Genomic DNA, 15,235 nt, shown 5'->3' with positions numbered 1-15,235 from the left:
GCCTAACGTGGAAAAAGTCAGGACGTTATCAATTCGGCTCCTACGCGAGGAGTTTGATATTGCGGAGACGTTCAAGGACGAGTATTCGCCCGGTACTGGAAGAGTCCAGCTCAGGCGTAGCGACTGGCCGTTAGTGGAAGGTGGCGAGCTGTTTGTGGGCCAACTATTCACGAGCCGTCCAAGCTGGCTCGGGTTCTTGGAAGAGCAAGCAGGGCCTCAGCCTGAGAACCTGATTGCTAGCGGTGCCGGAGGCGTCCTGTTTTTGCCTACAGATGACCGCATTTTCGCCATCTGCTTCGGGCATATTCATTTTGCTCTTAATGACGAAGCATTCGAACGCCAGTTTGGCCTTAAGGTCACGCTTAACTCAGTGCCGCGTGATGGACTGCGGACGCTGGACCTGGCGACACCAGATGCCGTCACATTCCAAAAGCGAGTGCAGGCTAGCAAAGACAGTGATTTGCAGGACTTTGGAGTAGATGTTCTAAGAGACCTCGCGCGTGTAGCGGGTGGTACTCCCAGTGATGTGTCCTTCGCAAGATTTGCAGCCGGCCGTGACACTCTTTCGATTACGTGCAAACTAACGTCAGAGACTCTGGCGGATAAGTGCGAGCAGGTACTGGCTGTCTATCGAAGCGATACGTACAAGCAGCGATTCCCGTGGATCGACAACATGCAGGTTGTGCGGATAAAGGAGACTCTCGCTACCCTCGACGGACACTTGTTCGAGGCAATTAACTCATTGCGAGCAGGGGATGAGAGTGAGCTCCATATGGCCCCCCCAGAGATTGTTGACTATGAGGAAGGCTGTCTCCTTCATTACAACGGCTTCGGCAGCAGTGGTACAGATTTTCACAGCCTGTCGATCGAAGACTATGTGGCGGAACTAAATCGCTGTGAGTTCGATGGTACGATTGATGACATCCGCGAGCGCCACTACATCAAAGCCAAGGCCCCAGATGCTGAGGTGTTCAAGGAGCAGTGGCGGGTATACCACTGCTTTACCTTCGAAACCAACCTCAGAGCGGATGATGAGGATCGCAGCTATGTGCTTTTCGCTGGGCACTGGTACAGCGTAGACCGCAATTTCAAACGACAGGTCGAAGCTCGTTTCCAGGCTATCCCTCGGGTAGATATCATAGGGCCGACCGAGTGTCGGAATGAGCGAGAGCTCATTGCAAATCTCGTTGAGCATCGTGAAGACCTACTATGCCTGGATCAGGTAAAAATCAATCCGCTGGGGGTACGCTATGCCAACATCGAACCGTGCGATTTTCTGTCCAGCGATAAACAGTTTATCCATCTGAAGGACGGCCACTCTTCGGGGCCAATAAGCCACCTTTGGTCACAAGGTGTGGTGAGCGCGGAGGCGCTTGTGAGCGATGCAGATTTTCGCAAGAAGCTTCGCAGTGTAGTGCGAGGGCTTCGTAACGAGGCTGTACGCCTCTTGCCTGCAATCAATGGTCGTGTCGTCCGAGCCGACTACACCGTCGTCTATGGCGTAATGCGCAAACCCTACAAGAATGGTGAACTCGATCTGCCTTTTTTCAGCAAGGTGAGTCTTCAGGCGGCCGTGGACCGCATTGATCAGCTCGATATTCCCGTCGCGCTGGAGATCATAGCCAAACCTGCCAACGAGCAAGACGAAGGAGAAGAGTAGATATAGGGTAGAGCAGCAGGTCTGCAGGGCAAGCACACCGCGACAGATCCGCAATTACTCTCTCCAGATTATTACCTGAAATCAAAGTTTCAAGTTGCTTGCTATAAATTGCCACTTCAAACCCACGGCAAACGTCGGGTCAGTAAAATTCTCCTCGGCTCAACCACCGCGCTGCAAGCCAGAAACCACGATTTAAACTAATCAATATTGTCCCGACTCAACAGCAATCTCATCTCTTGCTGCAATACGCTTAGTTCGAACTGCAATTTTTCTTGTCGCTCCAATAGTGTAGCCATAGACTCCACTCCCTCTACAGCAGGAGGGGCAACATATCTAGAAACCGTCAGATTCCAGTCATTCTCTTCCAAATCCTTAACAGGAACGCAACAAGCAAGACCATTAATATTTTTTCGCTCTGCATACAATTTTGAAACTTTTTCTATCGCATCTTTCCCCAGACGATTCAGGCGTTGACTTCTCGAAAAAAAACTTGATCCATCAATAAATAGCACATCACTGAAGACTGAAGACTTCCTCATTATCAAAATATTCGCCGGTATGGCAGTACCATAAAATGACATTGCAGGAATTGAAATAACGGCATCCACATTATTCTCTAACAGCATCCTCCTTCTGATTTCCCTCTCTACTCCCCCTCTGAATAGAACCCCCATAGGCACAACCATTGCTGCTCGACCATTCTTATTCAAACTGAAAAGGACATTCTGGATAAATGCAAAATCCGCATTAGCTTGAGGAGGCAACCCATAGCGCAGAAAGTCAACGGATCTTTCGCCATCCCAATGACGAAGTGAAAAAGGCGGATTTGCAAGAGCTAAGTCAAACCTTCCGCAAATTTTCTCTTCATAATCCATACGGGCTAGCGCATCACAAACTTCTATACTATCCACACTAACTCCGTGGACATAAGCATTTGCCATTGCTATAAAAGCTGTCTCAGCAGACCTTTCCCGCCCTAAAACATACAGCCAATTCCTTTCCGATGACTCCTTAACTTTATTGATAGCCCCTATCAAAAACTCTCCGGAGCCACATACCGGGTCATATAGCTTTTCTCCACTTTTAGGATCGAGAAGCTGGACCATCAAACTTACTATTCCGTCAGGAGTAAAGAAATACCCTCCCTTATTAGAATTTCGCTCAGCTAACTCTACCAAGAACCACTCAAAAAATGCGGCCAACCCGTCTTCGTGATTACACTCATCAAAAGAAAAACACCTAAGCTCATCCCAGAGCCTAACCAACTCACTCCTCTCCGACATATCAGAGCTGAGGACAGGATTTATTTCACCCCAAATACTTAGAATGGAATCTGAGAAAAACGAACTTGATTTACTCTCAACTATCCGCCCAATAACCGATGCCAACGACTCCACATCGCTCAACTCATCAGTATCTGAGTCTTTAACCAAGCCCTCTCTCGCTTGAATACTCCGCTCCTCATCAAGTGCTTTTTTGCAGACCATAAAGAGCAACAAAACCTTTACTGCATCCAGATCCGTTCCGCTCAAGCGCATACGCTCAATACTTTCCAGCACAAACGCTTTCAAACCAGCAAACGAAATACCCATACCTATCAGTCTCCACCCAATATTTCGTGCGCAGCACTTACCACCATATTCTCTCCATTAAAAATCAACTTACGCAACGTATCCCTCTGCGCACACCAATTATGATAAATATCAACGATTTGCTTTTGCCTTTTCGGGCTTGGAACTGGCACCGATATTTCAAGTAAATTCTTAACACTTATATTGGGTATGCTTGCGGAGGTTCGTATAGACTCAAGTAAAACACTACCCTTAGCTGAATTAAAAAACCAATGGAGGTACTCCAAACTCACCCCTCCATCCTGCCTTGGGCGAATTATGGCGACTTGGTTTGTTGTGGTGACATTACCGCTCTCCCCTCTAAACACCATGGCTTCAGTTCGCATACCTCTCAGCGGCAATAGCAAATCTCCGACCAGGAGCTTAACCTTCAATTTAGAGGGCTCGATATCAGCATAAGGGAGGGAATTTATATCATTCAGCTCCCCCTCCCGGACGTCCTTTATCTGAATCAACCTAACGCCGCTTTCGGGGCTGTCTGTCTCCGCCCGCTCCCGAAAAGTCTGACCTAATGAGACATCAGCGATGTGAGAGAGTATTTTTTTCGCCACCATTGATTAACTTCCCATGTTCAAATTTTTTTATATCTACTTGCAGGTTTCTAGTTTCACTGCCATCAGCATGTACCTGCCACGAACGATTGAAGCCGACCTCGATATTGGGGCTGAGAGCAAGGTAGACCACAAGGGAAAGATACGTCGGGGGTGCTAATTTCAATCGTTTTCGTTTCATTCTATCTCCTTGCGTGTCTGCCAATAGTCAATTCGATCCGTTGCAATCGCAGAATGCAATCATACTGCAGTCGACTTGAAAGCCATGCTAAGGGAATGCCAGTGAGCCGTCAATGCAGTATTGATGCATTCTGCATTTTTGTACGCAAAAAGGTCAGCTTGAAGAGACAAGCCTTATGAGATGAAATGCACCCTACCTAATCCAGAGGGGCGTCCAGCGATTCGACAGCAAATAGCTTTCAAAGCCGCTTGCCCCTCAAGGTTGAGGACTAGCCGATCTCTACTTACTCGGCCTCGCTAGGTCAAAGAGCTCTGCCCCAGGATCTTTCTTTAACAGCTCGTACACCACCGTCAGGAACACCTCGCGTGTCGATTCATCGCTGAGCAGCTTGGTCGCCATACTAGTGTGGCTGCTCATGGCGGCAGCGATGGCAGAGATGGCTTTTGAAGGCAGGTCCGCCTTCATGGTCTGTTCCATCGTGTTGTTCTGCACTTGGGCCATCACCACGCGGTCAGCGCGCAGCTTCTCGGAAACGTGCACCGCGAAGGCCACCTGGTCAGTGTCGGTAATGTCCTTGCCGAAGGAGTTGTTGAGCTTCTCAATCAGCTCGGCAAGGTATTTTTTCTCGCGGTCGCGGGCGTCGCGCAGGCCGTTATCGGTCATACCATAGAGGCCAGGTGTTTCACCCAGCACGGCGACGCCACTGAGGTTGCTGCCCTTCTTGATTTTGTAGTGGCTGAGCTTGAGGTCACCCAGATCCACCTGTTCGGCAGTGATGCCTTTGAGCCGTTTGCGCAGCAGGCGTGCATAGCTGGCAAAGGCCTCCAGGCTGGGGTCGCCGAAGTCGATCAACTGGGCGATGTACTCATAGCTGCGCACGAACTTGGTCAGGCTCTCACTGAAGATCATCAGCTCGTCGCGTGCCTTGCAATATTCCGAACGCTGCACATCGGCGTATTCCATGTCCTTGTCGCTACCCTCGTCATGGGCCTTCTCCCAGGCTTTTTCCCACTGGTCGATGGCATCGTTGAGCGTCTTCAACTTTCCGTTGAAGCGGTCGGTGGCTGACTGAGTAAGCGAGAACAGCTTCTGGTGCGTCACCTTCGGATCGACGATGGCATCACCGAAAGCCTCCACCTCAGCCTGCTCATAGATGAACATGCCATCCAAGCGCTGCTTGATGTCATAGACGATGTTCGGATCCTGGATGTCCGCCACCTGGGCATCACGATAGAAGGTCTTGAATGACGCCAGTATCTCGTCGGCCTTGTTAGCGAAGTCGATGACGAACGTCTTGTCCTTCCCGGGGAAGGTACGGTTCAGACGCGAGAGGGTCTGCACGGCCTCCACACCGGATATTTTTTTGTCCAGGTACATGGCAACCAGCTTGGGCTGGTCGAAGCCGGTCTGGTACTTGTTGGCGACGATCATCACCCGGTAGTCCGGAGTGTCGAACACCTTGCGCATGTCGCGGCCATGCAGGCCGGGGTTCAGGTTGGTTTCACTGAATTGGTGATCCTTGGGCAGGCTGGCCGCTTCCACATCCGTATTAGGCACCTCACCAGAGAAGGCCACCATCGCCAGCACGTTGTCATAGCCCTTGCGCTTGCAGTAGTCCTCCAGCGCCAGGTGGTACTTCACCGCTGCAGCACGCGAGCTGGTCACCACCATGGCCTTGGCCTGGCCACCGAGCAGGTGCGCGACGTTCTTGCGGAAGTGCTCGACGATCAGCTCGACCTTCTGTCCCACATTCACCGGGTTGAGCGACAGCCATTTGGCCAGTTTGCGCCCGGCGCTCTTCTCGTCCACGCGCTTGTCATCGACCATCTCGCTGCCAATTTTGAACGCCACCTCGTAGCTGGTGTAGTTCTTCAGCACATCGAGGATGAAGCCTTCGTCGATCGCCTGCTGCATGGTGTAGAGGTGGAACGGTGCCGGCGGGTTGTCGGTGCTGACGGGCTGCGCCGGATTGCGCGGGCGACCGAACAGGCTCAGCGTCGAATGCTTGGGCGTGGCGGTGAAGGCGAAGTAGCTGGCATTGCCTGGGCGCGAGCGCGAGCTCTGCCACACGGACAACCGCTCCGCCTTGGAGAGTTTTTCCCACTCCGCCTCGCTCTGCCCGGTCAGTACATAGCGTAGGTCATCCGCCGTGCTGCCCCCGGTGGAGCTGTGCGCCTCGTCGATGATGATAGCGAAACGCCGATCGCGCAGGCTCTGCTCGCCGAGGATGGCCTTCTGCGCATAGGGGAACGTCTGTAGGGTACAGACGATAATGGGCACACCATCGAGCATGGCCTTGGCCAACTGCTGGCTCTTGGGCAGATTCGACTGTTGGCGGTCTATGGCGCATACCACGCCGGCCTGGTGCTCGATCTGCTGGATGGCATCCTGCAACTGCTGGTCAAGCACTTGGCGGTCGGTCACCACTATCACACTGTGGAAATACGGCTCACCGTCCGGACGGCGCACACGAATCAGCGAATGCGCGGTCCAGGCGATGGTATTGGTCTTGCCCGAGCCGGCGCTGTGCTGGATCAGATACGGTTGCCCTGCCCCTTCTACCTGCACCGCGTCGATCATCCTGGTCACGCCTTCCCATTGATGGAAGCGCGGGAAGATCAGGCCTTCTTTAAAGTAGGTTTTGCCGTTGACGTCCTGAGCTTCCTTACGCTCCTGCAATACGAAACGGTGGAAGATGTGCAGCCAGTTGTCCTTCTGCAGCACCCGCTCCCAAAAGTAGCTCGCCGGGTAACTACCGTTTTCACCCGGCGGGTTGCCGGCGGCACCATCGTTGCCCCGGTTGAACGGCAGAAAGAAGGTCGAATCCCCGGCCAGTTTGGTGGTCATGCGTATGTCGCTGTCGCTCATTGCGAAATGCACTACCGCGCCACGTTTGAAGGTGAGCAGCGGCTCCAGGCCACCGCTCTTGCGCTCAGGACGGCGATCCATACAGTACTGCTGCATAGCAGCCTGGACTGACTGGGTGAAGTCGGTCTTCAACTCCACAGTGGCCACCGGAATGCCGTTGATAAAGAAGGCCAAATCGATCTCGTCGGCCTTGTCCAAAGAGTAACGCAGCTGTGGCAAGACGCGCAGCCGATTGGCTGCATAGCGGGCGATCACCGTGTCGTTGCGCGCGTCCTCAGGCAGCGCCTGGCTCATAGCTAGGGTGCCGCCACCGGCCACAGCAAAGCCGTAGCGCAGCACATTTACCGTGCCGCCTTCGACTTTATTTTCGAGCTGCTTGACCAACCGATCCAGCAGCACATCGCGCGTGCCAGCACCATTCATGACGCGGAGCTTATCCATGGCTGCAGGCTGGCTGGCCTCCAGCCACCCCAGCACATCCTCAGGGACCAACGCCCGCCCTTGGTCATAGTCAGCGGACTTACCCACCAGCCAGCCGGCAGCTTCAAGCTGCTCGACAATATGGCGTTCCAGTTCGCACTCGTGGTGGATATGACTCATCGTTTCGTCCTTTAACTTCTCGGCCATACCTAGGAACGGCCCATCAAATAATGTCTATCGGGCGTGTCCACTGATACAACTGGGGCACATCTACTCGCCGCAGTTTTTGGTATCGCTAATCATGTCGGCACCGTAGTAGCACGCCGTTCTTGTTCAGGTAGAGCAACAGAGGGTCGAAGCACCCTGGCCCCGGGCACGACAGAAGGCATCGCACAGCGACGGGCCAATCTTGCTGATGTACTCGTAGCTCAGGTTCAACCGCTGCGGCTGCTTGATCTTATTCACTGAGCAACTCATTTTCTGGCTTCACACCGATACCACTCAGTTGACTGTCCTGCCAGGCGGCATAAGTTTCGCCACTACCCTCGACCAGCCAAGAGACTCGACCACTGGCTGCACGACCATACACAACCGCTGCTGCGGCACTCGGACTACTGAAGGCATAGTCGTCCTTGAACATTAGGTACTCACTTCCGTCACTGATCATGACACCGTCACTCACCAACTGCTGGTACAGGTTCCGGTAGTTGTGATCCGCAGTTCCTACCCACTGAGCTCGAGCTCGGGACCCTTTCAGTACAAAGAACTCCCCATCAACCTCTTGCGCTTGCGCGCGCTCCTTGCTCTTTGGAAGCTGTAATGCAAAACGCGGCGATTGGCTAACCGGTTGCTCGACTGGTGCCATAACGAGCTTGGAGGGTTTGATCAGCTCGCGCAGGAAGTCGAAACCCAGCACTGGTAGCACAATGCGGATCTGCTCGAGGAAAAACGCCATGTCAGCACGGTCCGACTCAGGCAAGTTGGTGTAGCTATGCGCTGTGCCATTACCTACTACACAGCGACCGGTTTGACTGGCGATCTGGATAAGTTGGCTCTCCAGATACTTGGCATGGGCCTTGGTCAGGTTTTGGTCCTTGCTGGTAATCAGACACACACGCTCCCAGAAGTCCTTGCCACCTTGCTCTTGCGGACGGTTATGTTGCTTTAGACGCTGGGCCACATCATCAGACTCGCCGATATACACCCGGGTACGCAGGCTGTCGTCCGGGTCGGGACCGACAAGAAAGTACACGCCGGTGCGCGCGCATTCGGGACGCTGCACCAGTTCGGCCAGCTTGGAACGCGGGCCGGTCAGCACATGGCCGGTCCAGTTCATGATCTCGGCGGTCAGCAGGCCATTGGGCGTGCCATCCACCAGGAACAGACGCAGGCTGCGGCCCTGGCTCACACAGCCTCCCGAAGATCGATCTGACCGGTGACGGCGGCAGTAATCAAAGCGGCGCGGCGCTCTTTGAGTAGGTCGATACTACGCTCGGTTTTATTGAGTATCGAATTAAGACGAGCCGTTGCCTTACTCAATACACCCTCAATGTCAGCCTGCTCCTTGCTCGGAGGTACGGGAACAAGTAATTCCTTGACCGTTGCTATCGATACTTCATTAAACGTTGAGCCTTGCTTAGCAAGCTGCCAGTAGCCATCGACAGCTACGCTGCTGAGATATGCCACGAGAAAATGGCTCGACAACTCAGACGAACAGTCGATCCTTGCAACACCTCTGGAAAGGTTCACTCCAGCTAGATGCTTTGGGACAACGAAAGCAGCCCCAATCGATGCTCGAATCCCTAATATGACCTCTCCCCCTGCCAAGCGCGACCGAGGAAAGCCAGCTGCGATTTCTGGAGTAGTTTTTTGCAGACTTTCGATCTCGAAATCGCCAGAAGACATGTTGGTAGTCTGGACAAAAGGCACACCTTCATCCAGAGGATCCCCTGGCTGAACAATACCGTAAGAGATTGTGGATTCCTCTTTGACGAGTAACTTCAAGGGTTTTACGCCCCAATGCTCTGGCACCTCCCCCAGCCACTCCACGCCGGAGTCTTTCATCTTAACGCTGGAGTCTAGGCCCTTAGTGACGGCATGGGTGATCAGTGCCTGGCGTTTTTCGCTCAGCAGTTGAATAAAGCGGGTTTTCTTCTCAATCAACGCATCGATGCGGGCGGTGTCGCGGTCCAAGTGACCAGCGATAGACTGCTGTTCTTCGAAGCCTGGAAATGCAACAACGTGCGAGCCCAGCACACTTTTCGTCATGCTGGGTAGCGCTGTGTTTGTTGAGTACATGTCGAAGGGGATTGTAGTCGCGATGTAGTACGCAAATCGCCCATGCGCCTTGGGCTTTATGACCGACCAGTACATGGTGTCGACCGCCCAGAAAGCTCCATTAATGTAGAGCGGCTTATCAATAGTTCCCTTCCTACCAAGTAGGACAGACTCACCGTCGTACATCAACTTCGAAGAGTATGCGAACGGACCTCCGGAACCAATCACGGGGTACCCGTCATCAGCCTCAACGTCTTTGTAATCCGAACCGTTCTCGATCTGAATCGTTGCTTTGTACGGACCAATAGTCCAATGCGCCGGCACCCGCCCCAACCACTCCACCCCGGAGTCTTTATAAGCCGGATAGGGCTTGTACTGGCTCATGCCGTCACCTCGCCCAGCAACTCGGCAATCTCGGCCTCCACGGCTTTAAGATCAGCATCTATCTCGGACAGCGGACGCGGCGGCTGGTAGACGTAGAAGTAGCGGTTGAAGTTGATCTCGTAGCCGACGATGCCGATCTGACCGTCCTTCTCGTCTCGTTTGCCGGTGTCGACCCAGGCATCCGCTACATGGGGCAGCACTTCGCGAACAAAGTAGTCGTCAATGTTCTGGCTAAGCGGCACATTCTCGAACTCGCGCAGATCTGAGTCGGCCTGCAGGTTGCCCTTATCGTCCAACACCGGCTGAGCATTCGTGTCGCGCTCGCCAAAGCAGGCCAATGCGGCCTTGAGCGCGCCCTTGCCGAGCTTCTTGATGCCGGCGGCATTGAGAAAGGCAGGCAGGTTATCGAACTCGCCAGGCACGCCAGCAAAAGCCTCGGCCTGATCGGAGCCCTTGCTGTTCTGGTAGGCGGCAAGCTTGTCCGGGGTGACCGAGAAGCGCAGGCGCAACGGGCGCTCGACGGTGATACGACGGTAGCCGAAATCGGTGGTGGCGAAGATCTTAGACTTCGGGCCTTCCTCGTAGTCATCGTGCAGCTTGGCGATCTCGGCAATCTGTACATCCGACAGATACTTGCGTTTGCTGCCCAGGCTCTTGCGCATAGGCACGTGTATGGCACTGGCGTCGATCATCTGCACCTTGCCCTTGCGCAGCGCGTCCTTGTGGTTGGATAGCACCCAAACAAAGGTGCCGATACCAGTGTTGTAGAACAGGTCGGTGGGCAGCGCGATGACCGCCTCCAGCCAGTCGTTCTCCAGAATCCAGCGGCGGATCTCCGACTCTCCGGAGCCCGCGCCGCCGTTGAACAGCGGCGAGCCGGACAGCACAATTCCGATACGGCTGCCGCCCAGCTCGATGGGCTTGCGCTTGGACAGCAGGTGCATAAGAAACAGCAGAGAACCATCGCCCACACGCGGCAGGCCCGGGCCGAAACGGCCGGCGTAGCCTTGCTGGCTGTGCTCGTACTGCACCTGCTTCTGCACCTTCTCCCACTTCACGCCGAACGGCGGGTTGGCCAAGCAGTAGTCGAACTGCTCATGGGGCAGTTGGTCGTTGGACAACGTGTTGCCGAGCTTGATGTTGCGGGTCTCGAAGCCCTGGATCAGCTTATCCGCCACGGAGATGGCGTAGGTTTCCGGGTTCAATTCCTGAGCGTAGGGTACCAAGCGGGCATTGGGGTTCCACTCGGCCACCTGCTCGATGGCCGAAGACAGAAAGCCACCGGTGCCGGCGGCGCAGTCGTACACGGTACGCACTACACCTTCTCCATTGAGCGCCTGGTGATCGGGGGCGAACACTAGGGTGGTAGCCAGGCGCACCACATCGCGCGGGGTGAAAAACTCTCCTGCGGTATCGTTGGCGGATTCGGCGAACTTACGGATCAGGTGTTCAAACACCAGACCCATCTCGTGGTTGCTGATGGTTTCCGGATGCAGGTCGATGCTGGCGAACTTCTGCGTCACCAGGTACAGCAAGTTGGCCTTGTCGAGCTGAACCAACCAGTCGGAGAAGGCGAAGTGCTCGAACACTTGGCGGGCGTTGGCGGAAAACTTGGCGACATAGTCCTCTAGATTGGCGCGGGTACTCGTGGAACCGACAGAGGCCAAGGAGAAGTGGGAGACGTTGTAGAAGGTGGCGCCGGCTGTGGTCGGCAGGATCAGGTCCATGTCTACACCGCTGGCCTTCATGCTCTCGTACTGGCTGCACACCTTGTCACGGGTCGGCTCCAGCACGCACTCCAAGCGGCGTAGCAAGGTGAAGGGCAGGATGATGCGGCCGTAGATGGACTGTTTGAAATCGCCGCGCAGCACGTCGGCCACGTTCCAGATGAAATCGGCGAGGTTTTGCTGGTTCAAGCTATTGTTCCTTACTGGGCGGACGAGGCGATTGGCGCGCCTTCCTGCGGGATATCTTGATTGATGCCGAACCTTAACCGGTTGGGTAGCTCCGTACCAGTATCAGAAGCCGGCTAGGGTACTGATTTGCCTATTCAGCTAGCGAGCTCTCATTTCGGGAACGTTCATGTCTTCGCCACGTCGCCGCGACCTGTGCAAGGCTATGCAGTTGTCGCGAGTAGGTTACGAGCAACGCTATTTCCTGAGCCTGGAGAGTGCCTAGAAAACTAGGGGGATTCAAAGTCCTGATTAGAACGAAAGCGAAAGCCGGCGCGCACCAGGTGAGTACTTGAAAGTAACGGTGCGACACTGGTGCAAGGAGATTGGCAAAATTCGCCCCCCGAAACGGCGCCTTGGAAGTCCAGATGAGGGTTTCATAGCCGTACCAAGCCCATCGAGGGCCGCTCGCAAATCGGTTGAAGACTCGGAGCAGAAAAAACCCTGCTCACCATCGCTCTCACTGCACCGAATGAGAACATTGGTATTCCAGTTGGTATTCCACAGGTAAAACCTAACCGCTAAAAACATAGAAAATTCATATGAATAGGCTATCGTTTCAAATTACCCCGGCCCAACCAAAGCGTTACAAAAAAGACACCACTCCCGGCGCGCCCGAACACCAGCCAAAGACGGCCCTGCTACCCCCGCATGCTCCACACCCAGGTAGCCAAGACGACAGCCACGCAAACCATCAGGATGGGCCGGCACACACTTTTGATTTTCATCAGCTCCTGCTCGGCCTTAAGCTTCTCAATTTCGGCCTCAATCTTTCGCGTCTCAGCGAGAATGGCATGTGTTGCAGTTGATCACGCTCTTCGACATCCATCTCTCGACTCACCTTCAGTAACCGTTCAGTCCCAGCAAGCGCCGGTAGCGAGACGATATGTAAACTCGGATTGCACGTCCATAGTGTGATCTTGTACAGGTAAAGTATTCGTGCAGATGCGGTATGGGCAAAGCGCCAAGGAGTCGTTAAAAAAAGGATCTAGGCCCGAAACTGTGACCTTGCCAGTGGAACCTCCCGATGCTCGCAGCGCGTTGCCTGTCCACTTTAAGAACACACCTCCCTAAGCCGGCACATAAAAATACCTCAACGGCACCAACCGCTTCGTCTCCGGATCGGTCGCCGGATAATGCGCCATCAACGTCCGCGCCAACTCATCCAACGTCCACATCGTCAGCTGAACGTTAGCCCTCTCCCCTTCATACAGCGCATCCTTGGTAAACCCGCCAGTACTCACATAAAGCCCGCGATCATCCTTGTGCCGCCCGCCCAAAAAGCTGCGGATCTCACTGCTGCCCATGCGCTCATTACGATGCTTGACCTCAACCACAATGCGGGGCGGTTCGAAGCCGAAGCCATCGGGCGACGCGATGATGTCCTTGCCGCGATCAGCACCTGCAGGGGACACCAGCGTCTTATAGCCCATTGCCCGGAGGATACCGGCAACCAGCTCCTGCATCTCGGACCAGTCCAGGCTGTTGATCTGGTCTTTAATACGCTCGAAGGCAATTTCTTGAACGCCCTTCAATGGGTCATCCAGTGCTGCTTAGTTTGTCGCGGTCAACTTCTTGCGAAAGCCACCTCACGGGGCGCGCCAACGCCATTCCCTGTTCCGCTAATTCTGGGCGATGTTGGCAGGCGCCGGTGAAGTGGCCTACCGAGTAGGTGCGGTTGGCGGGCGAGTAGGTTACGACGGCATCGCCTTCCTTGACCTCGTTGACGAAGCGGAACACTTGGGAGGCGCCCGATATTGCCGTGCCGTCTTTGATGCCTGGCTCTACGTTTTTGTATGCCCGGATCAACTCTGCGCGCGATACGCCCGGCTTCGCTGACGGAGCCAACCCTGTCCAACCAATGGCCGCCAGGCTGCGCTCTCTGAAATCGTCATAAAGCCGCCCACCATCACCCCGAATCATCCACATCGTTGGCATACGCTCACTCGCTCGTCCTTGGCTACGGAAGCAGAACTCTAGCAACTCTCGCCCCACGCCGAAATGCCCCTTTAGCAGGACTCGACACAACCAAGGCAATTAGCCATCATCGCCACCCCCTGCATCGGACGCACGCCCATGAACGTAATGAACGTAATGCCCCAACTTTCCCTCTCCCCCACCGGCCCCGTAAACGAGGCCGGTGAACCGGTGCACTTCCGCCAAGGGGACCTCGACGGCGCCTGTGGCCCATACAGCCTGATGATGGCGCTGGTAGCCAACGGCATCGTCACCCGTTCGGAGGCCAGTTATATGGGCCTGCACGATGGCCGCACGCGTTTGGGCAAGTTCTACAACCGCTTGGTGGAGTTCGGCGGGCTCATCAATAACGGCACCAATGAGTACGACCTGGACTGGCTGATGGACTGCTTCCGCAATCAGGTAAGCCTGAAGAAATTCAATGGCACTACGCGCTCGTTGGTGACTGACCTGGTTACTGCGGTAACCGCGGGCTACTCGACTATCGTCGGCGTGGATTGGCCGGGTGGTGAAGGGCACTGGCTGTTGGTGGTGGGTTATCAGGGCCATTTAGTCGATGGCCCGGGTGGGAGTGAGAAAACCAACGTGACGCATTTGCTGTGCCTGGACCCGCTCCTGGAAGCGCCCAAAGTGTCGCTGTGGAACGCGGTGCTCGAGGTGCAGGCGGAAGATGGCAGCGTGGTAAACGCGGGGCGCTATCCGTCGAACCATTGGGGGTATCCGCAGCCAACGAAGTGCCGGATTACCAATGGGCTGGGCATCGGCAAGCGTAATTAAGCTCATCTGAATCGCTGCCGAAAGCTTGTGGAGCTTTCGGATAAATAACTACAGGAGTTGAAATGGGTTTTGTACTTGCGATCTTGGTCGGGCTGTTCGGCCACAAACTGCTTCAAACCAAACTGTTCGCCGGCGGCTATTCGCTGGGGCAGGCGTTTTGGGGGTTCGGGGTGCTGGGCGGGATGGTGTTGCTCGCTGTCGCGGGTGGGTATGTGGCACATGTAGCGCATAACGATCAGAGCAGCGGCGCCGGCTGGACTTTGGCCGCTATTCGCGGTGTCGCTACGCCGGTGGGGTTGTATGCATTTGTGGCGTTCATGGGCATTTGGCGGTCTGCGCGGCATAGCGATATGTGGGTGAAGATTGTGTCGCGCTACTTCTCGGTTTTCTTCCTGAGCACGGCTGGCGCCTGCGTGATGTTTGGCTGGTTCAACATGCTCATTGCCGGTGGTGTGTTCTTGCTCAAGCAGCGTGTACAACGCAATCGTGCGCTAAAGGCTTTGGCGAACGCCGAAGAGGCTTAAAGCGGCCGATGGCCCGTCTGCTGGTTTATCTGG

At 54.8% G+C, this 15,235-nt stretch carries 13 protein-coding genes; 3 read left to right on the top strand and 10 right to left on the bottom strand.

What is annotated here, in order from left to right; all coding sequences use genetic code 11:
• Positions 1-7 precede the first annotated feature (7 nt).
• Entirely contained in the window at positions 8-1,660 is a 1,653-nt protein-coding gene (locus RAM80_RS21110; RefSeq protein ID WP_416427532.1) for a DUF6119 family protein, read from the top strand.
• 197 nt (positions 1,661-1,857) lie between these two features.
• Here the strand turns inward: RAM80_RS21110 and RAM80_RS21105 are convergent, their stop codons facing one another.
• The 10 genes from RAM80_RS21105 to RAM80_RS21060 form a co-directional block, all read right to left on the bottom strand.
• Complete coding sequence (locus RAM80_RS21105) at positions 1,858-3,252, bottom strand: N-6 DNA methylase (protein ID WP_416422377.1); 1,395 nt, start codon at positions 3,250-3,252, stop codon at positions 1,858-1,860.
• A gap of 5 nt (positions 3,253-3,257) precedes the next feature.
• Positions 3,258-3,845: a restriction endonuclease subunit S gene (locus tag RAM80_RS21100; protein WP_416422376.1), complete on the bottom strand. Its 588-nt coding sequence runs from the start codon at positions 3,843-3,845 to the stop codon at positions 3,258-3,260.
• Positions 3,811-4,023 (bottom strand): hypothetical protein, encoded by a 213-nt coding sequence (locus tag RAM80_RS21095; protein WP_134743149.1) that lies wholly within the window; start codon positions 4,021-4,023, stop codon positions 3,811-3,813. Before RAM80_RS21095 ends, RAM80_RS21100 begins: the two co-directional genes overlap by 35 nt.
• 279 nt (positions 4,024-4,302) lie before the next feature.
• The gene (locus tag RAM80_RS21090) at positions 4,303-7,491 is read right to left on the bottom strand and encodes a type I restriction endonuclease subunit R (protein ID WP_416422375.1); all 3,189 of its coding nucleotides are present in this window, start codon (positions 7,489-7,491) and stop codon (positions 4,303-4,305) included.
• 153 nt (positions 7,492-7,644) lie between these two features.
• Complete coding sequence (locus tag RAM80_RS21085) at positions 7,645-7,776, bottom strand: hypothetical protein (RefSeq protein ID WP_416422374.1); 132 nt, start codon at positions 7,774-7,776, stop codon at positions 7,645-7,647.
• Complete coding sequence (locus RAM80_RS21080; protein ID WP_416422373.1) at positions 7,769-8,719, bottom strand: GIY-YIG nuclease family protein; 951 nt, start codon at positions 8,717-8,719, stop codon at positions 7,769-7,771. Before RAM80_RS21080 ends, RAM80_RS21085 begins: the two co-directional genes overlap by 8 nt.
• A complete protein-coding gene (locus RAM80_RS21075) occupies positions 8,716-9,972 on the bottom strand; it encodes a restriction endonuclease subunit S (RefSeq protein WP_416422372.1) in 1,257 nt (418 codons plus the stop codon). Before RAM80_RS21075 ends, RAM80_RS21080 begins: the two co-directional genes overlap by 4 nt.
• On the bottom strand, positions 9,969-11,888 hold the full coding sequence (locus tag RAM80_RS21070) for a type I restriction-modification system subunit M (RefSeq protein WP_416422371.1): 1,920 nt from the start codon (positions 11,886-11,888) through the stop codon (positions 9,969-9,971). Before RAM80_RS21070 ends, RAM80_RS21075 begins: the two co-directional genes overlap by 4 nt.
• Before the next feature lie 1,106 nt (positions 11,889-12,994).
• Positions 12,995-13,459, bottom strand: a complete 465-nt coding sequence (locus RAM80_RS21065) for a restriction endonuclease (protein WP_416422370.1) — start codon at positions 13,457-13,459, stop codon at positions 12,995-12,997.
• A gap of 4 nt (positions 13,460-13,463) precedes the next feature.
• Positions 13,464-13,862 carry a restriction endonuclease gene (locus RAM80_RS21060; RefSeq protein WP_416422369.1) on the bottom strand — a complete coding sequence of 133 codons (399 nt, stop codon included), beginning with the start codon at positions 13,860-13,862 and terminating at the stop codon, positions 13,464-13,466.
• 138 nt (positions 13,863-14,000) lie between these two features.
• Here RAM80_RS21060 and RAM80_RS21055 point away from each other — a divergent pair, with 138 nt between their 5' ends.
• Together RAM80_RS21055 and RAM80_RS21050 are read left to right on the top strand one after the other, a co-directional pair.
• Entirely contained in the window at positions 14,001-14,678 is a 678-nt protein-coding gene (locus RAM80_RS21055) for a hypothetical protein (RefSeq protein ID WP_416422368.1), read from the top strand.
• Positions 14,679-14,740: 62 nt separating this feature from the next.
• Positions 14,741-15,202 (top strand): hypothetical protein, encoded by a 462-nt coding sequence (locus tag RAM80_RS21050; protein ID WP_416422367.1) that lies wholly within the window; start codon positions 14,741-14,743, stop codon positions 15,200-15,202.
• The last annotated feature ends 33 nt before the right edge of the window (positions 15,203-15,235 follow it).

Source organism: Pseudomonas sp. App30, from assembly GCF_047947025.1.
GTDB lineage: Bacteria > Pseudomonadota > Gammaproteobacteria > Pseudomonadales > Pseudomonadaceae > Aquipseudomonas.
This window is presented reverse-complemented; position numbering and strand designations above follow the sequence as displayed.

Coding starts and splice junctions, on each gene's coding strand:
- RAM80_RS21105 (WP_416422377.1), bottom strand. CDS start 3,252: ATGGGTATTTCGTTTGCTGGTTTGAAAGCGTTTGTGCTGGAAAGTATT.
- RAM80_RS21100 (WP_416422376.1), bottom strand. CDS start 3,845: ATGGTGGCGAAAAAAATACTCTCTCACATCGCTGATGTCTCATTAGGT.
- RAM80_RS21095 (WP_134743149.1), bottom strand. CDS start 4,023: ATGAAACGAAAACGATTGAAATTAGCACCCCCGACGTATCTTTCCCTT.
- RAM80_RS21090 (WP_416422375.1), bottom strand. CDS start 7,491: ATGAGTCATATCCACCACGAGTGCGAACTGGAACGCCATATTGTCGAG.
- RAM80_RS21075 (WP_416422372.1), bottom strand. CDS start 9,972: ATGAGCCAGTACAAGCCCTATCCGGCTTATAAAGACTCCGGGGTGGAG.
- RAM80_RS21060 (WP_416422369.1), bottom strand. CDS start 13,862: ATGCCAACGATGTGGATGATTCGGGGTGATGGTGGGCGGCTTTATGAC.
- RAM80_RS21055 (WP_416422368.1), top strand. CDS start 14,001: ATGAACGTAATGAACGTAATGCCCCAACTTTCCCTCTCCCCCACCGGC.
- RAM80_RS21050 (WP_416422367.1), top strand. CDS start 14,741: ATGGGTTTTGTACTTGCGATCTTGGTCGGGCTGTTCGGCCACAAACTG.